A 24,912-nucleotide genomic window follows, 5' to 3' on the forward strand; every position below is an offset into this window, starting at 1 on the left:
CCTTTATTTTTTCCGAATAACCAGCCGCATTCCGACGACGACGGTCAGATTCGGCAGGTTGTTCCATTTTTGGACCTGTTCCGGTTTGACTTTATACCGCAGTCCGATCCGGTACATGTTTTCGCCGGGCTGCACCAGGTGAATGAGTTCGTCGGTGGGCGCGGGGTTTCCAGAAGCCGCTGGTTTTGCAATGGATGGATCGACCGGTTTTGGCGAAGCCGCCAGCGGCACCAGACCGGCGCGGGCGGGTGAGGCCGATTGATCGATCAGGAGCGCCTGACCCGGTTTGAGCGGTTTTTGGGCTGACAGATTGTTCCAGAGATAGACTTGCTGAATGGTTACGTTATATTTTCGGGCCACCGTTGCATACGTATCCGTTTTCTCAATTGTGTGCAAAATCAGCGGACCACTGACTTCTTCCGGCTCGCCCTCCCCTTTATCGGGGGTAGTTTTCGGCGGTTGGGCCACCGCAACGGGCTGAATCATCTTGGCAGCTCCCGACCGAATGGGCAACTCGGGTTTGTTAAGTGCCGCAATCATGCTGTCGAGCGTCGCCAGGGTACGGCTGGTGGGCACGGCCGGGGTCGGTTTTTCCGCCAGCCGGTCCGGTTTAACTGCCGGCGGTTCAGCTCTTGGGGGAGTGGTTTTCCGGTTGACCGAATCAGTCTGGGTTTGGGCCAGCACAGGGGTGGGTTTCGGGAGCGGGCCATCCGGCGATTTGGGGGCTCGGTAATATTCCACCGGCAGGTTGGACGGCCGTTTCCGCTGCAACCATAAAATCCGGGAAACGGCGGGCTGCTGCTCCGGATTCAGATCGTTGTAGGTGATTAATTTTTCTAGTTTAATGCCATACTGCTGAGCAATGGCCCAAAGCGACTGCCCCCGCCGGACAATGTGAAAAGGGACTTTGGCGCGCTTGCTTTTTTTTCGGAGGTAATAAATCTCACCGGCCACAATCGACTGATCACCGCGCAGGTCGTTGTACCGTTCGAACTTCCGGAGGCTTAGTTTTCCCTGGTAGGCCAGCGTAATCCGGTTGTCGAACAATTGGGCCTGAATCCCTTTCCGGCCGTTGATTTGGTAGAAAACACCCCTTCGGTCGCTTGATACAGCGCTTTTTTGCAAAACCGGAAAACCGCTATCCTGCAAAACCGCCTGAGTCGGCGCGTTCTGGCTGGTTTGTCGCTTAAGCTCGGCGTATTGCTCGGACGTGACGGGCACATAAACCGTGTAATCGTCGTTGTCGGGCACTTGCGATCTGATGAGCCAGGGATTCTGGTGAGCCAGCGCGGCTTCGCTGACGTGACACTGACTCGCCAACTGCTGGAGGGTTTTGCCCTTGGTTTCTTCGAAGGGAAACAATACCAGCGGTTTTGACGGATGGTAGACCGACAGGGCGCGTTCCAGTACCATTTTGGCCGCCAGCAACCGGATCAGGAATTTGTCGCGCGGATCGGTCAGGCTGTAGGTCTTGCTATCGCCTGATTCGGGGACGGCCACGGGCTGGTCGGTTTCCGCGACGAGCAGCTTGCTATACTGATTGACCACAGCGACCCAGTTTGGTCGTTGCTGGTAGAGTTTTTTCAGGCGGTTTACCACGGCCAGGGTAGAGTGCACCGGATGCCGCCGTTCGTCGACGAGGGAGTCGATTCGGAGCTCAGCCGGTTTTTGTTTCCCCAACGCCCAGAACTCGGGAGCCGGTTCGTCCGAAACCGTTGCGGGGTCGTGCAGAGCCAGAAACAGGAAATCATCGGAGAGGGAGTGTTGCGCCAGCAGGGGGCGAATCACCGGAGAATACAACGACAGGCGTTCCAGTCGGGCGTTCACCTGCGACCGGTTGACATATAACAATTCTGCTTCCTGCTGCACAGCGTGCTGGGTGGCTTCAGTCAGGTGAATAGTAACTCCGGCAAATTCCAACTGATTGCCAATCCGGGGAACGCCCTGCGCCTGGGTTTTGCTGCCATACAATCCTGTAAAAATTGCAAAGCCAAGCAACCATTGAATTAACCGTAACCATTCACAGGCTCGGAAAATAGGCTGACTGACTCTCTCTTTCCTGGTCATAACTACGTGGTACTCATCTCGATTATTGACGAAAGATATACTTAAATAATATATGTACAACCAAAATTTCCATAAAATTTATACTTGGTTGAAAATCAACCGATGGATGGTAACATGAAAAGGTACAGAAACCATATATGTCCGACCAGCCCCGAATAGTATACTTAAAATAGACTAGAATACATCCGAATAATTTTAATTCAGTATGCTTGCATACTATTTTGAGTTCCTTTATCTTTGCATCAGGCGGTATCCGAGTATACCGCCCTGTACAACCCTATCGACCTCTACGTCATGATTGCCACGGAACCTAAAGCATCCCTGAAAGGTGGCGAGTTTCTGATCAAAGAAACCGATGCCGCCCAGGTGTTCATCCCGGAGGAGTTTACGGAAGAACAACAAATGATTGCGGCCACCTGCCGCGAGTTTCTGGAGCGCGAAATCTGGCCCCGGCTGGATGAAATTGACCACGCCAAATCGCCGGAGTTGATTGCCTCGCTGATGGATAAGGCCGGTGAACTCGGTTTGCTCGGCACGTCGGTGCCCGAGGAATTCGGCGGTTTTGGCATGAATTTCAATACCTCGATGCTGGTCACGGAAGTGACGGGCGCGGGACATTCCTTTTCGGTTGCGCTCTCGGCCCATACCGGCATCGGAACCCTGCCGATTGTGTATTATGGGAATGACGAGCAAAAAGCCAAGTATCTGCCCAAGTTGGCAACTGGCGAGTGGAAAGCGGCTTACTGCCTGACGGAGCCGGATTCGGGTTCGGATGCCAACTCCGGGAAAACGAAGGCTAAACTGTCGGACGACGGTAAATACTATCTCATCAACGGGCAGAAAATGTGGATCACCAACGGCGGTTTTGCCGATGTGCTCATTGTTTTTGCTAAAATTGACGAGGACAAGAATCTCAGCGCGTTCATTGTTGAGAAAGACTTCGGCGGCATTACCATGAACGAGCCGGAGCACAAGATGGGCATTAAAGGCTCCGACACCCGGCAGCTTTTCTTCAACGACTGCCCGGTGCCCACTGAAAACCTACTGTCGACCCGGGGCAATGGCTTCAAAATTGCCGTCAACATTCTGAACATTGGCCGGATCAAGCTCGGAACGGCGGCCGTCGGTGGCGCGAAAGCCGTCATTAACAATGCCATTCGGTATGCCAACGAACGCAAGCAGTTTGGAACATCGCTCGCTACTTTCGGGGCCATTAAGCACAAACTCGCCGAAATGGCCGTGAAAGCGTATGCCTGTGAAACCGCCTGCTACCGTGCCGGACAGAACATCGACGACCTGATTGAAAGCCTGAAAGCCAGCGGTCTAAGTGATGCCGACGCCAAACTGAAGGCTTTGGAACAATTTGCCATCGAGTGCGCCATGATGAAGGTGCACGGTTCGGAAATGCTCGATTACGTCGTGGATGAAGGCGTGCAAGTGTACGGCGGCATGGGTTATTCGGCCGACGCGCCGATGGATCGCGCCTACCGCGATGCCCGGATCAACCGGATTTTTGAAGGTACGAACGAGATCAACCGGATGCTGACGATCGACATGATTCTGAAGCGGACGATGAAGGGCGAACTCGACCTGATGGGACCGGCGATGGCGGTTTCGAAAGAAATTCTGTCGATTCCGGATTTCAGCGCCGACGAGGAAGACGTGCTGTTTGCGGCCGAGAAAAAAGTGCTGCGGAACCTGAAGAAAGCGGTTCTGATGGTGGCCGGAGCCGCCGTGCAGAAGTTCATGATGAAGCTCTCCGACGAGCAGGAAATCCTGATGAACCTGGCCGATATGGTGATTGAACTCTACGTGGCCGAGTCGGTGTTGCTGCGGGTCGAAAAGCTGATCGGTCAGCAAGGGGAAGCTGCCGTGGCGTTGCCGAAAGATCTGGCGCTGGTGTACTTGCACGAAGCCGTCGAGAAAGTGAACAATGCGGGCCGGGCGGCCATCACGTCCTTTGCCGAAGGCGACGAACTGCGCGTGATGCTGATGGGCCTGAAACGCTTCACGAAGATTGAGCCGATGAACCTGAAAGACGCCCGCCGTCGCATCGCCGACGCCATGATTGCGGAGAACAAATACATTTTCTAAGAAATACCGGCCTGCCGACAAAACCGGCGGGCCAACCGATTAACTTCTAAACTAAAAACCAAAACTGTATAAGCCGACTGCGGATTCGCGGTCGGCTTTACTGTTGGGTAGGGGCCTCAAACGGCTAGCTTGCCTTCGACGCCGTCGTCCATCGTCTTGCCCGTGACGAGCGAAGCGGCAATTTTGAGCCAGGAAACCATCCGGTTATTTTTGGTATCCCAGTAGTAACACGTCTCGGGTTGTACGGCGATGACGGTTAAATCCGGGTCGTCTTTGCCGCCCTGAAACCAGGTTTTTGCCAATGGCGTCCAATACTCTTCGATTTTTTCGCGGTCGCGCGAGATGGTAGCGGTTCCGTACAGGCTGAGGTATTCCGAGGGGCCTTCCTTGCTGAAAAAAAGCTGAACGGCAGGGTCGGCGGTTAGTTCTTTGTTTTTGTTGGAAGAAGCCGCGCTGAAAAAATAGAGTGTTCCGTTGTCATCCACACCCTGCAAGGCCATCGGTCGGCTCGGAGCCGGGCGGTTTTCGGTAAACGTGGTGAACATACAAATACCTTCGGCCAGGTCTTGTAACTTTCTGAGTGCGTCTGTACCGGCCAGATTCTGGATGTGGCCGTCTTCGTCGTGTCGGGGATCTTGCATGAGTTCCGTTGAGTCAGGGTGAATCGGTAGAACGGCTCGTGCGGGCTTTATGTTTGCTAAGCCGCCGGAACGGTTGTAACGGTCATAGAAGAACACTTTGAATACATTGCCCACTATGTTCTGATTTCACTGATTACCGGCCAAAAACCGCCATTTGTTCATTCCTCCTGCGAAATTTCAACAATTTTTTAGACCTTTCGCTGTTCGTCACCGCAACCCCTTAACCATGAAGACGTTCCTGCGTCCGCTACCGGCCCTGGCGGCTCTTTTTCTCTTCACGACCTGTTCACATCTCAGCAATTCCGTTCGACTGCTCAACCAGAATTTCGAAGATGAAGTGGCTCGGAATCAGAACCTTGTTTTCACGTTCAGCAAAGACCTGGTGCCCGAAGGACGGCTCAACGAGTGGGATTCGACGCAATACGTGGTGTTCGAACCGGCCGTCGCGGGCAGTTTTAAGTGGACCGCGCCCAACGAGCTGGTCTTTTCGCCCGCCGTGGCCTTCAAACCGGCGACGGCCTACAAAGCTGAACTGAACGACGCCCTGGTGCGTCAACAGAACGAGACCTCGTACACGCTCGATAACGAAACCATTGCCTTTCATACGCCCTACCTCCAACTGACCGACACCGAGTTCTGGTGGACGCGCGGAGAAACCGGTCGGCCCGTGGTCAAAGCCAGACTGAACTTCAACTACCCCGTGAGCGGGGCTGAACTGGCGGGGCTGCTGAAAGTGGAAGCGGAGGAAAATACACCCCTGACGACCCAGGTGCTGCAAACCGGGCTGAACGAGGCCATTCCGGTAGCCCTCGCCAACGCACCTTCCTCCCGCAACGAAACCGCGTTGACGATCCGGGTTGAAAAAGGGCTGAAGGTTCCCAATACGACCTTCAGCACGAAAGATGCTTTTGAACAGAAGACGGTTTTGCCCTCCCAGTACGCGCTGGAAGTCGTTGACGTAAAAACCGGTTTTGAAAACAACGAGGGCGTTATCCGGGTCATCACGACGCAGGAACTACAGACCAGCGATCTCAGCCTTTACTACACGGTTTCGCCGGAAGCCGAAACCCGCGCCGAACCGACCGAGAACGGTTTTATCATTCGGGGTAACTTCAACGAAACCGAAACCTATGTGCTGACGCTGACCGACCAGATTAAAGGTGTGCTGGGCGCGCGCTTGGACGAAGCGGTTTCGAAAGATGTGTTTTTCGGGAAAATGCCCGCCGGGATTTCGTTCGTCAACAAGCGGGCGGTTTACCTCTCGTCAAAAGGCGCGAAGAACGTGGGCGTCAGCATTGTCAATGTGCCGAAGGTCGAGGTGACGATTGCCAAAGTCTACGAAAACAACATCCTGCACTACCTCCGTTCGGGTCGTTACGAGGAGTACGGCGACCTCGACGGGCAGTGGCAGCCGCTCGGAACGCACGTTTACTACCAGGACGAACAGCAGCATTACAGCGATGTGCTGGTGCACAAAACCGTCGAGACGGCCAATTTGCCGAAAGTGAAAGGCGTTTCGGCCCTGAATTTGTCGCTTCCCGACCAGGCGGCCACCAATCCGAATCCGGCGCGCGGGATTTACCTGGTGACGGTCAGCTCGAAAGAAAGCGCCTACGTCAACGCCACCAAGCTGGTTGCGATTTCGGACATTGGTCTGATTACCAAGCAGGGAGCCGATGAGGTGTGGGTGTTTGCCAATTCCATCCAAACCGCCGAACCGCTGGCGAACGTCGACCTGACGCTGGTCAGCAGTAACAACCAGGCCATCGCGACCGTAAAAACGAACAGCAAAGGCGTGGCCCATTTCGAGAAACTAGCCGGGAAGAATCCGGGCGCGAAATTAGCGATGGTGCTGGCGAAAACCGCCGACGATTTTAACTACCTGTTTCTGGATGATACCAAAGTGGAAACATCCCGCTTCGAGGTCGAGGGCAAGCGCGACAACCCGACCGGTTTTGACGCTTTCGTATACGGCGACCGCAATATTTACCGACCCGGCGAAACCGTTCACTTCAATACCGTCATCCGAAACCCGGTTTGGGAGAGCGTCGGCCAGATTCCGCTGAAGATCAAAGTGCTGTCGCCCAGCGGAAAAGAATACCGGGTTTTCCGCCAGACGACCAACGAACAGGGCGCCGTTGCCACCGACGTGCCCATTGATCCGGCGGCTGTGACGGGTACCTACGTCACCGAGATTTACAACGCCAACGAGGTGCTGCTGGCGTCGCGCAACATCAGCATCGAGGAGTTTATCCCGGACCGCATCCGGGTCGAAACCCGCACCGAGCGCGATGCTTACCGGACCGGCGAAACCATCACGATGACGGCTACGGCCACCAGCCTGTTTGGGCCGCCGGCCACCGGGCGCACCTACGAAATGGACCTGCAACTGAAGCAGCGGGCGTTTACGGCCAAACAGTTTCCGGACTACACGTTTGCCATTCAGAGTAATGCGTCGTTTGAAAAAAATATACGTCAGGGCGTCACCGACGCCAACGGGCAGGCTATCGAGCGGTTTCCGGTTCCGGCCAGCTACCGCGACATCGGCGTGCTGGAAGGCAATCTGTTCGTGACGGTTTTCGACGAAAACAGCCGCCCGGTCAACCGGCTGAAACGGCTGGATGTGTTTACGCAGGAAGCGTTCTACGGCGTCCGGCTGGCCGATTCGTACGTAGGAACGAACGTTCCGCTGCCCGTTGAGGTGATTGCTGTGGATCGGAATGGTAATTTGCAAAAAGGCGCAACGGCCCAGGCCGAGGTGGTGCGGTTTGAGTACCAGACGGTGGTCGAAAAACAATACGAACAGTTGCGGTACGTCTCGAAAAAGCGCGAGAAAGTGGTGTATGCCAACACCCTGCGCTTTGGCGACGGCCGGGCCAGCTTCCGGTACGTGCCGACGGTTTCGGGCGAGTACGAAGTGCGCATCCGACGACCCGACCAGGCGGGTGAGCGGGCGACGGCCTACACGGCGGTGTCGTTTTATGCCTACGGTTTTGGCACCACGCAAAGTTCGTCGTTTGAGGGTTAGTACGGAAGGGCAGGTCTTGATGGAGTTCGACAAGGAAAAGTATCAGGTGGGTGATAAAGCGAAAGTGCTGTTCAAAACGCCGTTTGCCGGGAAGCTACTGGTGACGCTGGAACGCAATAAAGTACTGGAAACACACGTACTGGAAACCGACGAAAAATCCGCTGAACTGACGTTTACACTGACCGATGCGCACCTGCCGACGGTGTACATCACGGCCACACTCATCCGTCCGACCGACGGCTCGAACCTGCCGCTGATGGTGGCCCACGGTTTTGCACCGGTTCAGGTGCAGGACCCGGATACGAAGTTGCCCGTCGAAATCACGGCGGTGGCGCAATCGCGTTCCCGGACGAAGCAGCACATCGCCATCAAAACCAAACCGAATGCCGAACTGACGGTGGCCGTAGTCGATGAAGGCATTCTGCAACTGAAAAATTACCAGACGCCGGACATTCACGGGTATTTCTACCAGAAACGAGCACTGGAGGTCAACAGCCACGATTTGTATGCGTTCCTGTTCCCCGAACTCTCGATTGCCGGAAGTTCGTCGTTCGGCGGGGACGGCTATAACCTGGGTAAACGCATCAACCCGTTGAGCAATGGCCGGGTCAAACTGGTGGCCCTGTGGAGCGGGGCGTTAAAAGCCAACGGCAGCGGAGAAACCGGTTTTGACGTGGCCATTCCGCAGTTTTCGGGCGATTTGCGCGTGATGGTGGTGGCCTACAAAGACAAGGCCTTCGGCTCGGCGGCTAAAAACATGAAAGTGGCCGATCCGCTCGTGATCAGCACGGGCGCGTCGCGGTTTTTGAGTCCCGATGACGAACTGGAGGTCCCGGTGACGATCAGCAACACGACCAAAATCCCGGCGACGGTGACGGCTTCGCTGAAATTGAGCGGGGCTTTGCTCGCCAACGGTGCGACCAGCCAGCCGTTGACGATCCGACCGGGACAGGAAGCGCGCGCCCAGTTCAGCGTCAAGGCCAAATCGGCCATCGGAACGGGCAACATCACGGTGGTAGTGAAGGGGTTGAAGGAAACGTTTACGGAAAGCATCGACCTGACGGTTCGCCCGGTCACGTCGCTGCTGAAAACCGCCCAGTCCGGCGTGGTGGCCGCCAATCAGTCGCAAACTATTGATTTGACGAATCAATTCATTCCTGGGACCGTGCGTAGTCAGTTGACCGTTAGCCGGTTGCCCATGATTCAATTGAGCAAAGAGCTGTCGTACCTGCTCGGGTATCCGTACGGCTGCATGGAACAGACCATCTCGAAGGCGTTCCCGCAGTTGTATTTTGCCGACGTGCTCAAAACGATGGGAAAACCGGGTACGTATTTTGTAAGGGCGGGCGACAGTGATTTAAATCCGACCTACACTGTACAGGAAGCCATCCGGCGGGTCGAATCGATGCAACTGGCCGACGGCGGGTTCAGCATGTGGCCTGGTCTGCCGACGGAAGACGGTTGGGCCTCGGCCTACGCCGTTCATTTCCTGACCGAAGCCCGGCGCTCCGGTTTTGAGGTCAGCCCGGCCGTGTACGGCAAAGCCCTCGACCGCCTGACCGCCCGAACGAGTAATCCGGCGCTGGAAGACGAAATTACGTACGGCGAGAGCGGCACGACGGTTCGGAAAGTGACGAGTCGGCAAAACCTGTACGGCCTGTACGCGCTGGCGTTGAGCGGCCAGCCCAACCGGTCGGCGATGAACTACTACAAGGCGTCGGCCCTGCGTCCGAACGAGAATCTGCTGACGCCCGACAGCCGGTATTTGCTGGCAGCCGCGTTTTACCTGACCGGCGATACGCGCAGTTATGAGGCCTTGTTGCCCAGGAAATTCACGAATACGACCCAGCAACGGCAATCGGGCGGCAGTTATGCCTCGCCGATCCGGAATCTGGCGCTGGTGCTGAATACCTTGCTGGAAACCGACCCCGATAACTTGCAGATCCCGGTGCTGGCCCGGCAGCTTTCGCAGGCGCTGAACGCCAGTCCGTACCTGAACACGCAGGAATCGGTGTTTGCGGTGTTGGCGCTGGGCAAGCTGGCAAAGAAAACCGCCCTGTCGACGGCTAATGCAACCCTTTCTGCCGATGGCAAAACCGTCGCGCAGTTTACCGGCAAAACGCTGAGTCTGACCAGCGGCATTGCTAACCGCAAGCTGACACTGAGGACGCAGGGCAACGGTCGTCTGTACTGGTTTGCCCAAACGGAAGGGCTGAGCGCGACGGGCAGCTATACCGAAGAAGATGCGGGCCTGCGGGTTCGCCGGGAGTTTCTCGACCGCGATGGTGCGCCCATGAGTTCGTTCAAACAGAATGATCTGGTGGTGGTCCGGATTACGCTGGCGAGCGACAACGGCCTGCCGGTCAACAATGTCGTCATGACGGATATGCTGCCCGCCGGGTTCGAAATCGAGAACCCGCGCCTGACCGAACCACGCGAAATGCCCTGGATCAAAAACGCTTCGACGCCCGAACATTTCGACGTTCGCGACGACCGGATTCACTTCTTTACCTCAGCGGGCGAAACCACAAAGACTTTTTATTACCTGGTGCGGGTCGTCTCGAGAGGGCGGTTTGCGCTGGGGCCGGTTTCGGCCGATGCGATGTACGATGGCAGCCTGCGAAGCTACGCGGGTGGGGGACGTTTAACTATAAACTAACAAATATTTTTTGGAACTGTGACTTTTTGAGTTAGGTTGCGTCTTATAAGTAGATCTTACCAAGTAACCAGCTAAGATCTACTTCCCGTTTGTCGGATAAATAGACACTTTGCCTCTGATTAAAAGCAAGTTGATCGAAATAAACTGTTTGAATGGGTTGGAGTAGCAACATTTGTAGTCTAACTTTGTGTCACCGTAAAGATTAAGTATCCCCATGCAATACAATCGCTACTATCTCCTATCTAGTATGATGGGTGACGAGATTTATCGTCAGCATTCTTCGAAAAAGAATCAGCCCGCTGAAGAGAGAGAAAATCTGGAGAAACGCTACAATCTCCTTTCTGAAATTCCGCTGGATAAATTCATCCGTAGCGGCATGCCCTGGTTGCGCATTCTTGAAATGCTCGAACGGCGTTATTAATTCTGCCGACAGTACACGTTTACTATATCCATACAGAAACCCATTTCCAATTTCGGTTTTTAGCCGATGGAAATGGGTTTTTTCATTTTGCCTGATGATCGTTGACAAACGGTAAATGTTGTAACTTGCCTTTCGATGAGGAAATTATTTTTGCTGTTAGGTATACTTGCCGGAGTTGTCGCGTTTAAAGCCACCCCGGACGAACAAGCCTGGATACGCACTAACTATTTAGGCTACCGGCCAGCCAGTAAGAAAATAGCCGTTTGGGTGGGAAAAACGACGGAACCCTTTGCAATGCATTTTCAGGTCATTGAGGCCACAACGGGTAAGGCGATTTTCGAAGGACCGGTTGGGAAAGATTTCGGAGCGTATGGGCCGTTTGTGCAGACCTACCGCCTGGATTTTTCGGCGGTTCGAAAACCGGGTCGGTATTACCTGAAAACCGGGGCTATTCAATCGCCGGAATTTCGCATTGCCGACGATGTTTATAACGGTACAGCCGATTTTTGCCTGCGGTACATGCGCCAGCAGCGTAGCGGTTACAACCCCTTTCTGAAAGATTCCTGCCATACGCACGATGGGTATACGATGTACGGGCCGATGCCCGATAGCACGCACATCGATGTGTCGGGGGGCTGGCATGATGCATCCGATTATCTCCAGTATGTAACGACTTCGGCCAACGCAACCTATCATCTGCTGGCTGCTTTCCGCGATTTTCCGAAAGTATTCGGCGACCAGCACCAGGCCAACGGTTTAGAAGGGCCTAACAATCAGGCTGATGTTTTGGACGAAGCCCGCTGGGGCCTCGACTGGCTGCTGAAAATGCACCCGAAAGACGACTGGATGTTCAACCAACTGGCCGACGACCGCGACCATTCCGGTTTGCGCATTCCGAAACGGGATTCGGCCTACGGCAAAGGCTATGAACGGCCGGTTTATTTCGCCACCGGAAAACCGCAGGGGCTATTCAAGCACAAAAACCGGGCAACGGGCGTCGCTTCGACGGCCGGAAAATTCAGTAGTGCCTTTGCACTGGGCTATCAGGTACTTCGCCGGCGCGACGAGGAGTACGCCGACAAGTTGTGGCAACGCGCCCAAACCGCTTACACGCTGGGTTTACAAAAACCGGGCGTCAGCCAGACGGCTCCGGGCCGGGCCCCGTATTTCTATGAAGAAGATAATTACGTCGATGACATGGAACTGGCGGCTGTCGAACTGTACAATGCCGCCCGGGTGCAGGGCTACAAAGCCGGTGATTACCTGAACAGCGCCTATGCCTATGGCCTGATCGAACCCGTAACACCCTGGCTGGGAGCCGATACGGCCCGGCACTACCAGTGGTACCCGTTCATCAACATCGGGCATTACGAAGTGGCTAAACGGCTGGTCGATTCGCGTCGGCAGCACATCATCGGATTTTACCGCAGCGGCATTGAGAAAGTCTGGCAAAAAGCGCAGCAGAACGCCTTTTACCGGGGTGTACCGTTCATCTGGTGCAGCAACAATTTGACGACTTCGTTTGCCATTCAATGCTACTGGTACCGCAAACTGACCGGTGACAACCGGTATCTGCCACTCGAACAGGCGTGTTTCGACTGGTTGTTCGGCTGCAATCCGTGGGGAACGAGCTTCGTGTACGGCCTGCCCGCCGGAGCCGACACCCCCGCTGATCCGCATTCGGCCTTTACGCACCTGCATCAGTACCCCATCGATGGTGGGCTGGTCGACGGGCCGGTGTATGGCCGGATTTATAAGAATCTGATCGGTATTGAACTGAAAGAACCCGACGAATACGAAGCCTTTCAGAGCGATCTGGTCGTTTACCACGACGATTACGGCGATTACAGCACCAACGAGCCGACGATGGACGGCACGGCTTCGCTCGTGTACCTGCTGGCAGCTAAACAGGGCGAAACCAACGCGTCGGCTACGGTAGCCGCTCCGGCTAAAGCGAAAGTGGTGAAAAAGAAACCGGCGGGGCGGAAAACCGTGCGGAAGAAATCATCCGGACGGAAAAAGGCTCCGGTTCGGCGTTCGTCGGGCAGTAAGAAGAAACAGCGACGGCGGTAGAAAAGGGCACTAATCAAAACATCACCTCAATGCCAAACTCATTGATTTGCACCATCGAGGAAGCATGCTGGATGCGGAGTTCGGTAGCGATGCGCTGGATGATTTCGTCCCGGCGGGGCGTGGCGGTTCGGGCACCGGCGCTGCGGCAATAGGCGGGCCATTGCCCATCGCCCGGCACAAAGATGTAAATCGACGTCAGCATCCGTTCGTAGGAAAACCGCAGCGTCAGCATCGGTTCGCGGTAATTCACCCAACCGGATAAACCGGTGTGTTCCATTTCGACGGTGTAGTTGGTCAACGGAGTGGCCATAGGGGTCCGGGTAGCCCAGGAGTTCATCAAGTTCATGACACGGTTTTTTGGAAAGTAATGGTGCCCCGCTATGCTGATCGTTTGGTGGTTTTTACTAGGCTGGCTGATCGATTTGAGGATCGATAACCGGGTAAAAGATGCAGTTCGGCTCGCCGACGTTGCACGGTTTTTTGAAAAACCGCAAAAAAATAGTTTGATCCGGCAACCGGCCGACCGGAACCAGATCGTTCGGGGTGCCATCGTCCGGGGTGATACGACCAAACGACGGCTGGCAATTGTCTTTACGGGGGACGAATACGCGGATGGAGGTAAGATAATCCGGCAAGCACTAAATCGTCACCAGGTTCGGGCATCCTTTTTCCTGACGGGCCGGTTTTACCGGAATCCGGTTTTTCAATCGCTGATTCGTCAGTTGAAACAGGACGGACATTACCTCGGCGCACACTCCGACGCGCATTTGCTTTACTGCGACTGGACCCGGCGCGATAGTTTGCTGGTCAGCGAAACGCAGTTTCGTACCGATTTGGACCGGAATTATGCGGTTATGCAATCATTCGGAATTCGGAAAAAAGACGCCCGGTTTTTCCTGCCGCCTTACGAATGGTACAACGACACCATCGCTGCCTGGACCCAAAAAGCCGGTTTGCAGTTGATCAATTACACGCCTGGTACCCTCAGCCACGCGGATTACACCACGCCCGATCTGAGAAATTACCGCAGCAGCCAGGTGATCCTGCAATCGATTTACGACTACGAGCAGCGCCAGCCTTCGGGCCTGAACGGGTTCATTCTGTTGCTGCACATCGGTACGCACTCCGACCGAACGGATAAGCTTTACCGGTACCTTGACGAACTCCTGGATCAGTTGCAACGAAAAGGCTACGAATTTGTGAAAATTGATGCCCTAATTGGATGAACGGTATATCGTAGTTTTATCTTTTTACGTTGTGCAGGTAATTCAGTGCAACATTCCATTCCTTGTCCTTGTCTTTCCCCCGTTTTATTGAGTACCCGCCGGTTTCAACAGTAAGTTTTTTTCCTGAGTAAAATATTTTAACTATTTTTATAGTTGTAACTATTAAAATTTGTTAACTTTCAGCAATGAATGGTAATTCTTTCCATCTTGCTGACCCTTACGCGTCCATCGTTTTCCTATCCCTATGAAAAAACTTCTCCTGTTGCTGTTCCTGACGGTGTGTTTCCGGGCGGCTTTTGCACAACAATCTGCCCGGATTACTATTCGGGGGTCCATTACCGATACGACAAAAACCGTCATGCCCGGTGCCACGGTGATGTTATTGACGCCAAAAGATTCGGCGCTGGTCAATTTTGGCCGAACGAACGACAAAGGCGCCTTCGAGTTCCGGAACGTCCGGCGGGCTCCGTATATTCTGAAGGTGTCGTATGTCGGTTTTCTGCCGTTGCAGGTAGAGGTTAACCCGGATAACGGCGAAGTGACGGATTTAGGGGCCTTGCCCATCAAACCGATTCAGAAAGAACTGTTGGAAGTGGTCGTGAAAACCGCCCGGGCTCCACTGAGCATCCGGGGCGATACGATTGAATACAACGCCAGCTCGTTTAAAGTACCGCCGGGGTCGACCGTCGAGGAACTGCTCCGAAAATTGCCGGGTGTTCAGGTCGATCAGGATGGGAATATCAAAGCACAGGGGGAAGAAGTTAAAAAAGTAACCGTCGACGGCAAGACTTTTTTCGGAACCGATCCTAAACTGGCCACCAAAAACCTCCCGGCCGAAGCCATTGATAAGATTCAGATTTTCAACGATAAAACCGAAGCGTCCAAAACCACGGGCATCGACGATGGCAAACGGGAGAAAGCCGTTAACCTGGCGCTGAAAGAGAGCCACAAAAAGGGTGGTTTTGGCAAAGTTACTGCCGGGGCTGGTACAAAAGACCGGTTTCAACTCCGGGGGAACTACAACCGCTTCAATACGAAAGAGCAAATGTCGGTGATCGGCATGGGCAACAACATCAACCAAACCGGTTTGTCGTGGGACGACTACCAGGATTTCCGGGGCAGTCAGTCGTTCAACTGGGATGATCAGGGCGATTTTGGTTTCTACAGCGGGGGCGTTATCTTCTTTGGCGGAGACGACGGGTTTGGCGTGCCCATCGGTGGCTACAGCAGCAACCGGGGCTTTTCGCGTAATTACGCCGGTGGGGCCAACTACAATTACGATACCAAGAAAACCAAACTCAGTTCGAATTACTTTTACAACCAGACAGGGCAAACGCTGAACTCGACCTTAAACCGGGAAACGTTCCTGCCCGATGGCTCTTTTCTGACAGCCGAAGGCAAAAGCCAGGGCAGCCTGACGCGCAACCACCGGGCCAGCGCCCGCTTCGAAAAAAACCTCGATTCGCTGAATACGCTGGTGCTGATCGGTAACCTCCGTGCCAACAGCGGGAATAATTCCCAGTTCAGTACGCAGAACTTCTACCGGGGACTCGGCGATTCCAGCCGGACGGTTTTTGGCAACATGAACGAATTCAATGGGTTGCAACTGGCAACCACGGCCATTTTTCGGCATAAGTTCCGGAAGAAAGGTCGCAACTTTGCCGCCAGTGCCGCCTTCAACCTGAATGATAGCGATGGATCGGCCACCCAGCGGTCGACAAATACCTTTTTCAATGACACGACGGCTGCAGGCACGACGCCGAGGATCGATCGGATTGATCAGGATAACACCACCAACAGCCTGCGGACGGAAATTAAATCCAGCCTGCACTACACCGAACCGCTGTCGAAAAATACTTTCTGGGAAACGTTCTACAACTTCAGCCTACGCAACGACCGCGTGGACCGGGATGTGTTCGATGTCTCAGATCAGGGAAAGGTGCGTAACAATACCTTGAGTCGGTATTATACCAACGATTTTCTCTATAATCGGGTCGGAACGGTGATGCGGTATTCCGACAAAGGGTTCAACATATCGGGTGGTCTGGCGGGCGTGTGGTTTGACCTGGCCGGGCGGTTTGCCTCGGATCAGAGCGCGACGACCTTTACCAATGTAAACCGGAAATACTTCACCATTGCACCGAACTTTGCGGGGAGTTACCGACTCAAAAACCGCAACATCGGGTTGTACTACAACGTGAATGTGCAGCAGCCACAAGTCAGTGATTTACAGCCTGGGGTGGTCGACAACAGCAACCCGCGGTTTATCCGGGAGGGTAATCCCGCTCTGCTGCCGTCGCTGACGCATCAGGTCAATACATCCTTCAGCAGCTTCAATCCGGGGAATTTTGTCAATTACTACATCAACCTCAACTACGCCTACAACATCAACCAGATTGTGTACAACCAGACGATCAGTGAAGCGCTCATCACGACCTCCCGACCGGAGAATCTCAGTGGGGGAACGCGGATCGGGTCGTACCTCAATTTTGGTTTTCCGCTGAAAAAGACGAAAGCTACGATGAACCTGGGCGGCAATCTTAACTTCAGTGAAAACCCCACGTTTATCAATGGTGTCCGCAACAATACCAACAGCGATAACTACAACTTCCGCGTGAACCTCGACCTGACGCCGAGCGAGAAGTTTACGCTCTATCCGTATGCCAACTGGGGCTTTACCGACACCCGGTATTCCATCAATACCACCCAGAACCAGAAGATTTACACGATCAACTACGGAGGAACGATGAACGTCCAGTTGCCCGCCGGTATTTTCTTCAACGGGCAGATGAATTATCAGATTTACAAACTGAAAAACGATCAGTTCCCGTTTACCCAGCGCCTGCCGATCATGAACCTGTCGGTTTACAAACTGTTCATGAAAGACAACAAAGCGGAGGTACGGGTGACGGCCTACGACGTTTTCAACAAAAACCGGGGGATTGTGCAGCAAGCCAATCAGAATTTCGTTCAGACCGAACAGGTTCAGACGCTGGCGCAGTATTTTATGCTCACCCTTTCGTACAATGTGCGGGGCCTGAAATCGCAGATGCGCCGGAATAATGGATGGTAATACCCAAAAAACGCCTTACGAATGAAAAAGCTTCTGTTCCTTTTTTTGATGGCGGGTAGTCTGTCGGTAAGGGCCCAAACCGCCGGGGTCGTGACGTATGACTACACCCGGGATTTTCTGAAAATGTACTCGCGTCTTTCGTTTCTGAGCCTCGACCAGAAAGAGCGGATCAAGGCCACGTACAAGAACTTTGATAACAGCAACAAAATTAAAATGAAGCTGTATTTCAACGACGATCAAAGCCTGTACACCAACGAAAGCGAATACTGGCGGAGCGAAGATGGCCGTTGGTCGTCGCGTAATGCCGATTACATCATCCGGCGGGATTTTAAAAATGGCACCAAGTCGGACGTGATCGAGATGCTGGGGAAAACGTACATCATTGAAGATTCGCTGAAAACCCCCAAGTGGAAGATTCTGAACCAGTTGAAAGACATTGCGGGCCACATTTGCATGAAAGCCGAAACTGAAGATCCCATCAAGCAACAGAAAATTGTGGCCTGGTTTGCGCAGGATATTCCGGGTTCGGCGGGGCCGGAGCTGTCGTACGGCTTGCCCGGCATCATCCTGGAACTGGACCTTGACGACGGGGTGGTGCTCGTAACCGCCACGCAGGTCGAACTAAAAGATGTGTCGAAGGAATTGGCCGCCACCAAGAAAGTGAAAGGCAAAAAAATCACCCATGCCGACTACGAAAAACTCATCAAAGACCATATCCAGACCAGCATCAAAGCCCAGCAGGACCCGTATTGGACGATGCGGTATTAGAGTTAAGAATTAAGAGTTGGCTGACGCATTCTACTTCGATTGAGGCAGCGCAACTCTTAATTCTTAACTCTTCTAAAGTTTTCCTTTCTTCAATTCGGCAGCGGCATAGTTGGCGGCTCGGGCGGTCAGGGCCATGAAGGTGATCGAGGGGTTCTGGTTGCCCACGGAGGTCATGCAGGCCCCGTCGGTGACGAAGACGTTTTTGACCGTGTGAAACTGATTCCACTTGTTCAGCAGCGACGTTTTAGGATCGTGGCCCATCCGGACACCGCCCATTTCGTGAATGTCCAGACCCGGATTACGTTTGTCGTCGTACGAAGCAATTTTCTTACACCCCGATTTTTCGAGAATTTCCGCGCCCTGCACCAGAAAATCCTGGATCACTTTTTCGTCGTTATCATCGTACCCGATCGAGGTGATGAGTTGCGGAATGCCGTACGGATCCTTCTGGTCGGGGCTTAACCGGACGTGGTTTTCGTATTTCGGCACGGTTTCGCCCTGCATCATCATGTATACGCTCCAGTCGCCGGGCGTTAGCAGGCTTTCCTTGAACTCGGAACCGAAGCCCTCCTGCCCCAAACCGCGTCCCCAACCGGCCCGGCTGGCGCTGAACGCCACCATGTACCCGCGCTGAAAGTCGGTCTCCTGCTTTTTCACGTTCCGGAACGAAGGCATAAAAGCCGTCGTCGGCCGTCGCCCGTAGAAGTACTGGTCTTTATAACCCTCGAACGAAGCCGTCAGGTAGCCCCGGTAGTTGTGAAACGCCACGTAGCGGCCGAGCAAACCGTTGTCGTTCCCCAGCCCGTTCGGAAAGCGGCTGGACGTGGAGTTCAGCAGCACCAGGTTGGAGTTCAGGCAGGCGGCATTGACGAAAATGATCTTGGCAAAATACTCCACCGATTGCTTCGTGTTGGCGTCGATCACCCGCACGCCCGTGGCTTTTCCCTTTTTCTCGTCGTAAATAATCGAATGCACGACCGAATCGGGCCGGATCGTAAGCTTGCCAGTTTTGGCCGCCCAGGGAAGCGTGGCCGAGTTGGAACTGAAATATCCGCCGAACGGACAGCCCCGGTAGCACAGGTGCCGGGCCTGACAGGGGCCGCGACCTTGTTGCAAATGAATGGGTTGCGGTTTGGTCAGGTGGGCGCAGCGGCCGATGATCACGTGCCGGTCGGTGTAGCTTTTCTTGACGGCCTGCTGAATGTGTTTCTCGACGCAATTGAGTTCAAACGGCGGCAGAAACTCACCGTCGGGTAGGGTGTCGATGCCGTCTTTGTTGCCGCTGATCCCGACAAACTTCTCGACGTGGCTGTACCAGGGCGCGAGGTCGGCGTAGCGGATGGGCCAGTCAACGGCAAAACCGTCGCGGGCGGGGGCCTGAAACTCGTAGTCGCTCCACCGCTGGGTCTGCCGCGCCCAGATCAGTGACTTACCACCGACCTGGTAGCCGCGAATCCAGTCGAACGGTTTTTCCTGAATGTACGGATGGTCGGCGTCTTTGACGAAATATTGTTGCGTCGCTTCGTCGAGCGCGTAGCATTTCGTGGCAATGGGGTTGGCGGTTTCGAAGGCGTCGGGCATCCGGTTGCGGTGGGGCAAGTCCCAGGGATTGGCCATCGCCGTCGGGTAGTCGGTGACGTGCTTCACCATGCGGCCCCGCTCCAGGACGAGCGTTTTCAGCCCTTTTTCGCACAACTCCTTGGCGGCCCAGCCCCCGCTAATCCCCGAACCAACCACGATGGCGTCGTAGGTCATCTGTTGGCGGGCTTTTCCGTTTATCTGCATCGGTTTTCAGGAAATAAACTAAACGACAAGATACGGAAATACCGGGTTTGATGAAATGCCCCAAACGCTGGATGATTCGAAAACCGGTTTTCAGGCAAGCCTATTGGTCATAGCCAGCCAAACCGCTCCATCAGCCGGTCTTTCTGCTGGCGGGCGACGGGGATGCTGACCCCGTTGGAGAGCAGCAGGTACGTGCCTTCGCCTTTCACCAGCTTCTGGATGTGTTCCAGATTGACCATGTACTGCCGGTGTACGCGCAGAAAATCACGGGTTTCGAACACTTCCTGTACATCGCCGAGGGTCCGGGACACAACGTATTGCTGACCGCCTTCGAGATGAAACCGGGTGTAGTTGCTATCGGCTTCGCAGTAAATGATCTGCTTCGTATCGACAAACACCATGCCGCTGGCGTGGGGAAGTGCAATGCGCCCTTTGGCGGGAGAGGCAATCCCGGCCATGCTCGTGGGGTAATACTGCCGCATCAGTTCCAACTGCTGGGGATGGATGCGGGCGGTGGTTTCGGCCCGGCGCACAGCCGCAATCAGATCAACGGTATCGACGGGTTTGAGCAGGTAATCCAGCGCACTAAACCGGAAGGCCCGCACGGCGTATTGATCGTAGGCCGTTACAAAAACAATGTGAAAAGAAATGTCGCCCAGCCGTTCGAGGAGTTGAAAACCGTTCATGAGCGGCATCTCAATATCCAGAAACACCAGGCTGGGTCGAAGCGACTGAATGCCCCGCAGTCCTTCCGCGCTGTCTGTAAATTGCCCCACTAACTCAACCTGCGGGCAGTGCCGGTTGAGTTGCAACGCCAGCAGCCGGACGTTGTCGGGTTCGTCGTCGATGATGAGGGCTTTCATACCGGTATCTGTATCATCACTTCGGTTCCGGCAGGCTGTCCGTCAGCATCCACGAGATCCTGAATAGTTACCTGCGTGTGAGTCTGGTACAACTGGTTGACCAGAGCAATGCGTTCTGAGGTCATTTTCATGCCAAACGATTTGCGGTGGTTGGCAGACTTGCTTCGTAATTCGGCGGCTTTGGCCCGCCCTACACCATCGTCGGTAATGGTAAGTTGAAGCAGATTTTCCTGCGGCTGAGTGGCCCTGACCCGGACGGTGCCGCCTTCGGGTTTGTGCATCAGGCCGTGCCAGATGGCGTTTTCGACGTAGGGTTGCAACAGCAGGGGCGGTATCTCAACAAAATCGGTATCAAGGCCCGGTTCAATTTTCACCCCAAATGACAGCTTTTGTTTGAAGCGCATCATCTCCATATCGGCGTATAGCTGTAGCATATCCAACTCGTTGCGAAGTGTTACGCGCTCGGAGCGGGAATTCTCCAGCACCAGCCGAATGAGCCGCGAGAACTTCGTCAGGTACTCGGATGCCCGATCTGCATCATGTTCGAGTGTATAAAGCTTAATGGAGTTGAGACAGTTGAAGATGAAGTGTGGATTCATCTGGGCGCGCAGGGCGGTCATCTCCGTTTCGGCCAGTTTTTGCTCAAACTCGGCTTCCAACTTCCTGATATGCTGCGCTTCCAGCAGGCGGTTTTGGGTTTCTATCTCGTAAGTACGCTCGGCGAGTTGCGTTTCAAGGTCGCGGGTATAGTGCTCCTGCATCTTACGGTTTTCCAGTTCGACCATCCGGCCACGGTATGCTAAAGCCAGCATGAAACAAAATGCTTCAATTGCCAGCCCCAAAATGACCCAAAAGTTAACGTAGTTAACAAATGTAGCCGCCAGAGGAGGCAACCAGCTCAAGTAGATTTTGAGGGCATAGGGTAGAAAACCGATTAGTAGCAGACTGGATAAGCCGACCAGCAGAAAGTACCGGATGGGCAACCGGCTACGCAGGGTAATGCCAATCAGGAAACAGGAAGTCAGAACGGTTGGTACTAAAGAGTAGGTGTAGAAAAGGTTATTTAGGAAAAGCGGGCGGGCTAAAAGCCACTCGGCCAGGGTGATAACTTCCTGAACAAGCAGGACGGCCTGAAGGGTGCGAAGAAGCCGCCAGCTACGTGGAAAGTGGTATCGCACACCCAGTACCTCTCCACAAAACAATGCGTAGCAGAAAGTAATTAAAGCAATATGAATCGGGGCAAACGCATCAGACAACCGAACAGGAAACAGGGTGCCGTACCCAAACCCAAATCGCTGGTGTAGGTGATAGATACTGTAGCCAACACAAAAAACAATGTATAAGGTATAGTAGCAAAAAACACGGTCCCGACTCAGAAAAAAAAGATAAGTGGTAAAGAACCCGATCAACAGCAGAGTTCCCATTAAGAGGCTCATCGCAACCAGTAAGAATACGTCATTATCCCAGAACCGCTTAAAATCCAGAATGTAACTATCTTCTTTTGTCAACAGGACTGAGAGCACAGGCATTGGACTCCAGTGGGTGTCTACAACCCTGACGTAGTAAGTCTGTTCTGAACCGGGTGGCACCGACAACGGGAGGGCCATAGGAAAAGGTCTACGTGGGGGTGGCCAGCCCAAACCAGTACGGCCAATAACCTGGTTACCCTCATACAGGGTAATCAAACCATGCACATGCACATTGTGCAATAGACGGAGTGTATCTTCAGGGTGAGAGTTTCGAATTCTGAAGCGTAGCCAGGTTACGATCCAGAGATATTCTGAACGTTGAGCACGCTCGTCGAGTTTTTCGGCAAAAGGCTGAAATGTCTTGCCTTGAATCATCGAGAGCGGTAGTGTATCACCTGACACGTCTTTGTGAAACACCGTGTACGGACCAATGTCCATCTGAGGCTGAGATAGCTTACCGGGTAACACCAGGGTAGGTTGCGCCCAAAGAACAGCCCCTAACAGCCACATTAGACCAATTAATAACCAGCGGTTTCGCAAAGCTTTCATACCGGTATCTCCAGAGTTACCCGTGTTCCGCAGGCTTCGCCAAAGCTATCCACCAGATCTTCAATCCGCGTCTGGGTCTGCATGTTGTAAAGCTGGTTGATCATCCGGATACGGTCGGCCGTCACCTGCATACCGAACGACTTGTGTTTGCCCGCCGATTTGCTCTTTAGCTCAGCCGCACGCTGTCGGCCAATGCCGTCGTCGGTGATCTCGATGTGCAGGCAGTTTTCCTGGGGCTGTTCAACCTCAATGGTGATCGTGCCGCCTTCGGGTTTGTGCATCAGTCCGTGCCAAATGGCGTTTTCGACGTAGGGTTGCAACAACAGGGGTGGAATCCGTACGAACTGCGTGTCGATACCCGGCGAAACCATGATTTGGTAACGCAGCTTCTCCTTGAAGCGCATGGCTTCCAGGTCGATGTAGAGATGCAGGGCATCGAGTTCATTATGCAGCGTGACTAGCTCCGAGCGGGAGTTTTCCAGCACCAGGCGGATAAGCCGGGAGAATTTGGTGAGGTACTCCGATGCCTTTTCGGCTTCGTTTTCCAGGGTGTAAAGTTTGATGGAATTCAGGCAGTTGAAGATGAAGTGGGGGTTCATCTGCGCCCGGAGGGCGGTCATTTCGGTATCGGCCAGTTTCTGCTCAAACTCGGTTTCCAACTGGCGGATGTGCTGCGCTTCGAGCAGGCGGCTTTGCTGTTCAATCTCACGAGTGCGTTCGGCTACCTGCCGCTCCAACCTTTCGTTTTGGCTGATAAGAAGTTGCTCCTTTTCAGATGCTAATTGTTGGATTTCGATGAGCCTGGAGGCTAAACTCCGGTTGATAAAGGCAAAGTTTTCGCCCAGAAACCACGATATACAAAGGGGAATACTCATCACCCCAATGAAATCACATATACTAGCTGTGTGACCTTTCCAAAGCAGGGGGAAATAACCGTAGAGGTGTATCAGGTACCGAGTCTCCAGGGCTACCATTGATAATACCATCCCACCAAGAATCAGGAGAGCATTTCGCTTTTTGTCCACAAGGGCTTTTATCGCCACGTAAAAGCAAGCCAGCGCACTCACATTGGTTGTCCAGACTTCCGATAACCGCACGCCGTAGTCATAATCAGTATAAAATACCACGAGAAGGAAGACGCACCAAGCGACGGTACTCCAGAAAACAAAGTCTGGCTTGTAATCAAATAAAGCGAAGAAAGCCCGTAGCAGCAGCAGGTAGGTAAGTGTATAGACAGGTCCGCGCAGCAAACCACCGTACAGGATGAGGGGCAGATCGTCCATCGGTTTATTGTATACAAACAGCACCCACATCAAAGTGTGGATTCCGTAGCAGAAGGCCATGCCGGAAAAGTAGAGGTTGGCTTTCTGAACCGGATAGAAGGTGTAAAGGGCAAAATGCAGCAAAAATAAAAGCAAGAAGGCACCTATTTTAGTGAATGCAAACGCCATCATTGTTCCAATAAAATTAAGATTGAAGTTTTCAATCTCCTCAACCGGAACAAGCGATGCGTTAAAGAAAAAGTTGGGCACGCTACCAAAGTGGTTATACGGCAAGCCTTTCTGCAAGGCCCCCCGAATGGCGATCACGATAGTCGAACTGTTCGGCGGTAACCCAAGAAACGTCGAATAAAAACCGGCTTTCGCGGATGAAGCGTTCAGAGTGCCAAATCGTTTAAGTAATTGCCCATTCACATAAATCTCAGAAGCACCAACGTGGGAAACCTGGAGGGCCAGGGCTCTGCCCGGCAAGACTGTGTCAAGGCTGACCCGGAGACGAAGCCAGATGATCCTGCCGTCCTGAATCTGGGGTAAGTCCATAACGTCCATAGCGGGTTTGATGACTTCCCACGTACTGTCGTCAAACTCCGGCCTGGCCCACGCAATCGTATCGCCCCGATGCCATTTCCAGCCGTTATCGAGTTGCACTCCCTGGAAAGGGAATCTCATCGACATTTTCTCTACCGGCGTCGTTAGCCCCCAATATAGGGTTACCAAAACTAGGCTCAGCCAGATGAAGCGGTAGCGATTCTCCATAGGACGGTTCGGAAAGGGCGTTTTTAGTTCATGATTTGACAAACGTAAGTTACTAAAATTCAAAACATTATAGTGCTCAATCCCGTGCGAAGGGCACTGTCTTTTGTGTGACTGGTCGTTTTTCTGAGTGGAGCGAACAAATGGTTGTAAACGCGGCCGT

General features: G+C 53.7%; 15 protein-coding genes. 8 read left to right on the forward strand and 7 right to left on the reverse strand.

Annotated features, from left to right (window positions below; all coding sequences use genetic code 11):
* Positions 1 to 3: 3 nt before the first annotated feature.
* Positions 4 to 1,971 carry a LysM peptidoglycan-binding domain-containing protein gene (locus ACO2Q8_RS10190; RefSeq protein ID WP_423344697.1) on the reverse strand — a complete coding sequence of 656 codons (1,968 nt, stop codon included), beginning with the start codon at positions 1,969 to 1,971 and terminating at the stop codon, positions 4 to 6.
* 390 nt (positions 1,972 to 2,361) lie between these two features.
* Between ACO2Q8_RS10190 and ACO2Q8_RS10195 the strand changes: the two genes are divergently transcribed.
* Positions 2,362 to 4,161, forward strand: a complete 1,800-nt coding sequence (locus ACO2Q8_RS10195) for an acyl-CoA dehydrogenase family protein (protein ID WP_423344906.1) — start codon at positions 2,362 to 2,364, stop codon at positions 4,159 to 4,161.
* A 116-nt stretch (positions 4,162 to 4,277) separates the two neighbouring features.
* Here ACO2Q8_RS10195 and ACO2Q8_RS10200 read toward each other — a convergent pair whose 3' ends face one another.
* Complete coding sequence (locus tag ACO2Q8_RS10200; RefSeq protein WP_423344698.1) at positions 4,278 to 4,802, reverse strand: pyridoxamine 5'-phosphate oxidase family protein; 525 nt, start codon at positions 4,800 to 4,802, stop codon at positions 4,278 to 4,280.
* Between the two features lie 226 nt (positions 4,803 to 5,028).
* Here ACO2Q8_RS10200 and ACO2Q8_RS10205 point away from each other — a divergent pair, with 226 nt between their 5' ends.
* The 4 genes from ACO2Q8_RS10205 (at position 5,029) to ACO2Q8_RS10220 (ending at position 12,983) form a co-directional block, all read left to right on the forward strand.
* Positions 5,029 to 7,830, forward strand: a complete 2,802-nt coding sequence (locus tag ACO2Q8_RS10205; protein ID WP_423344699.1) for an MG2 domain-containing protein — start codon at positions 5,029 to 5,031, stop codon at positions 7,828 to 7,830.
* Entirely contained in the window at positions 7,796 to 10,489 is a 2,694-nt protein-coding gene (locus ACO2Q8_RS10210; RefSeq protein WP_423344700.1) for an alpha-2-macroglobulin family protein, read from the forward strand. The genes ACO2Q8_RS10205 and ACO2Q8_RS10210 overlap by 35 nt, the downstream gene beginning before the upstream one ends.
* Before the next feature lie 247 nt (positions 10,490 to 10,736).
* Complete coding sequence (locus ACO2Q8_RS10215; RefSeq protein ID WP_423344701.1) at positions 10,737 to 10,910, forward strand: hypothetical protein; 174 nt, start codon at positions 10,737 to 10,739, stop codon at positions 10,908 to 10,910.
* Positions 10,911 to 11,045: 135 nt separating this feature from the next.
* The gene (locus ACO2Q8_RS10220) at positions 11,046 to 12,983 is read left to right on the forward strand and encodes a glycoside hydrolase family 9 protein (RefSeq protein ID WP_423344702.1); all 1,938 of its coding nucleotides are present in this window, start codon (positions 11,046 to 11,048) and stop codon (positions 12,981 to 12,983) included.
* Between the two features lie 13 nt (positions 12,984 to 12,996).
* Here the strand turns inward: ACO2Q8_RS10220 and ACO2Q8_RS10225 are convergent, their stop codons facing one another.
* Positions 12,997 to 13,293: a hypothetical protein gene (locus ACO2Q8_RS10225; RefSeq protein WP_423344703.1), complete on the reverse strand. Its 297-nt coding sequence runs from the start codon at positions 13,291 to 13,293 to the stop codon at positions 12,997 to 12,999.
* Positions 13,294 to 13,363: 70 nt separating this feature from the next.
* On the opposite strand from ACO2Q8_RS10225, the gene ACO2Q8_RS10230 reads away from it, so the two are divergent.
* The 3 genes from ACO2Q8_RS10230 (at position 13,364) to ACO2Q8_RS10240 (ending at position 18,050) form a co-directional block, all read left to right on the forward strand.
* Positions 13,364 to 14,209, forward strand: coding sequence for a polysaccharide deacetylase family protein (locus ACO2Q8_RS10230; RefSeq protein ID WP_423344704.1), 846 nt, complete (start codon positions 13,364 to 13,366; stop codon positions 14,207 to 14,209).
* A gap of 244 nt (positions 14,210 to 14,453) precedes the next feature.
* A complete protein-coding gene (locus ACO2Q8_RS10235) occupies positions 14,454 to 17,282 on the forward strand; it encodes an outer membrane beta-barrel protein (RefSeq protein ID WP_423344705.1) in 2,829 nt (942 codons plus the stop codon).
* A gap of 21 nt (positions 17,283 to 17,303) precedes the next feature.
* The gene (locus ACO2Q8_RS10240) at positions 17,304 to 18,050 is read left to right on the forward strand and encodes a GLPGLI family protein (protein WP_423344706.1); all 747 of its coding nucleotides are present in this window, start codon (positions 17,304 to 17,306) and stop codon (positions 18,048 to 18,050) included.
* A gap of 72 nt (positions 18,051 to 18,122) precedes the next feature.
* On the opposite strand, the gene ACO2Q8_RS10245 is transcribed toward ACO2Q8_RS10240, so the two are convergent.
* From ACO2Q8_RS10245 to ACO2Q8_RS10260, 4 genes are all read right to left on the reverse strand, one after another.
* The gene (locus tag ACO2Q8_RS10245) at positions 18,123 to 19,835 is read right to left on the reverse strand and encodes a GMC oxidoreductase (protein ID WP_423344707.1); all 1,713 of its coding nucleotides are present in this window, start codon (positions 19,833 to 19,835) and stop codon (positions 18,123 to 18,125) included.
* A gap of 107 nt (positions 19,836 to 19,942) precedes the next feature.
* Positions 19,943 to 20,698, reverse strand: a complete 756-nt coding sequence (locus ACO2Q8_RS10250; protein ID WP_423344708.1) for a LytR/AlgR family response regulator transcription factor — start codon at positions 20,696 to 20,698, stop codon at positions 19,943 to 19,945.
* Entirely contained in the window at positions 20,695 to 22,716 is a 2,022-nt protein-coding gene (locus tag ACO2Q8_RS10255) for a histidine kinase (protein WP_423344709.1), read from the reverse strand. Before ACO2Q8_RS10255 ends, ACO2Q8_RS10250 begins: the two co-directional genes overlap by 4 nt.
* Positions 22,713 to 24,752 carry a histidine kinase gene (locus ACO2Q8_RS10260; protein WP_423344710.1) on the reverse strand — a complete coding sequence of 680 codons (2,040 nt, stop codon included), beginning with the start codon at positions 24,750 to 24,752 and terminating at the stop codon, positions 22,713 to 22,715. The genes ACO2Q8_RS10255 and ACO2Q8_RS10260 overlap by 4 nt, the downstream gene beginning before the upstream one ends.
* Positions 24,753 to 24,912 lie beyond the last annotated feature (160 nt).

Origin of the sequence: Larkinella sp. VNQ87, assembly GCF_049445795.1 — a bacterium.
Taxonomy (GTDB): domain Bacteria; phylum Bacteroidota; class Bacteroidia; order Cytophagales; family Spirosomataceae; genus Larkinella.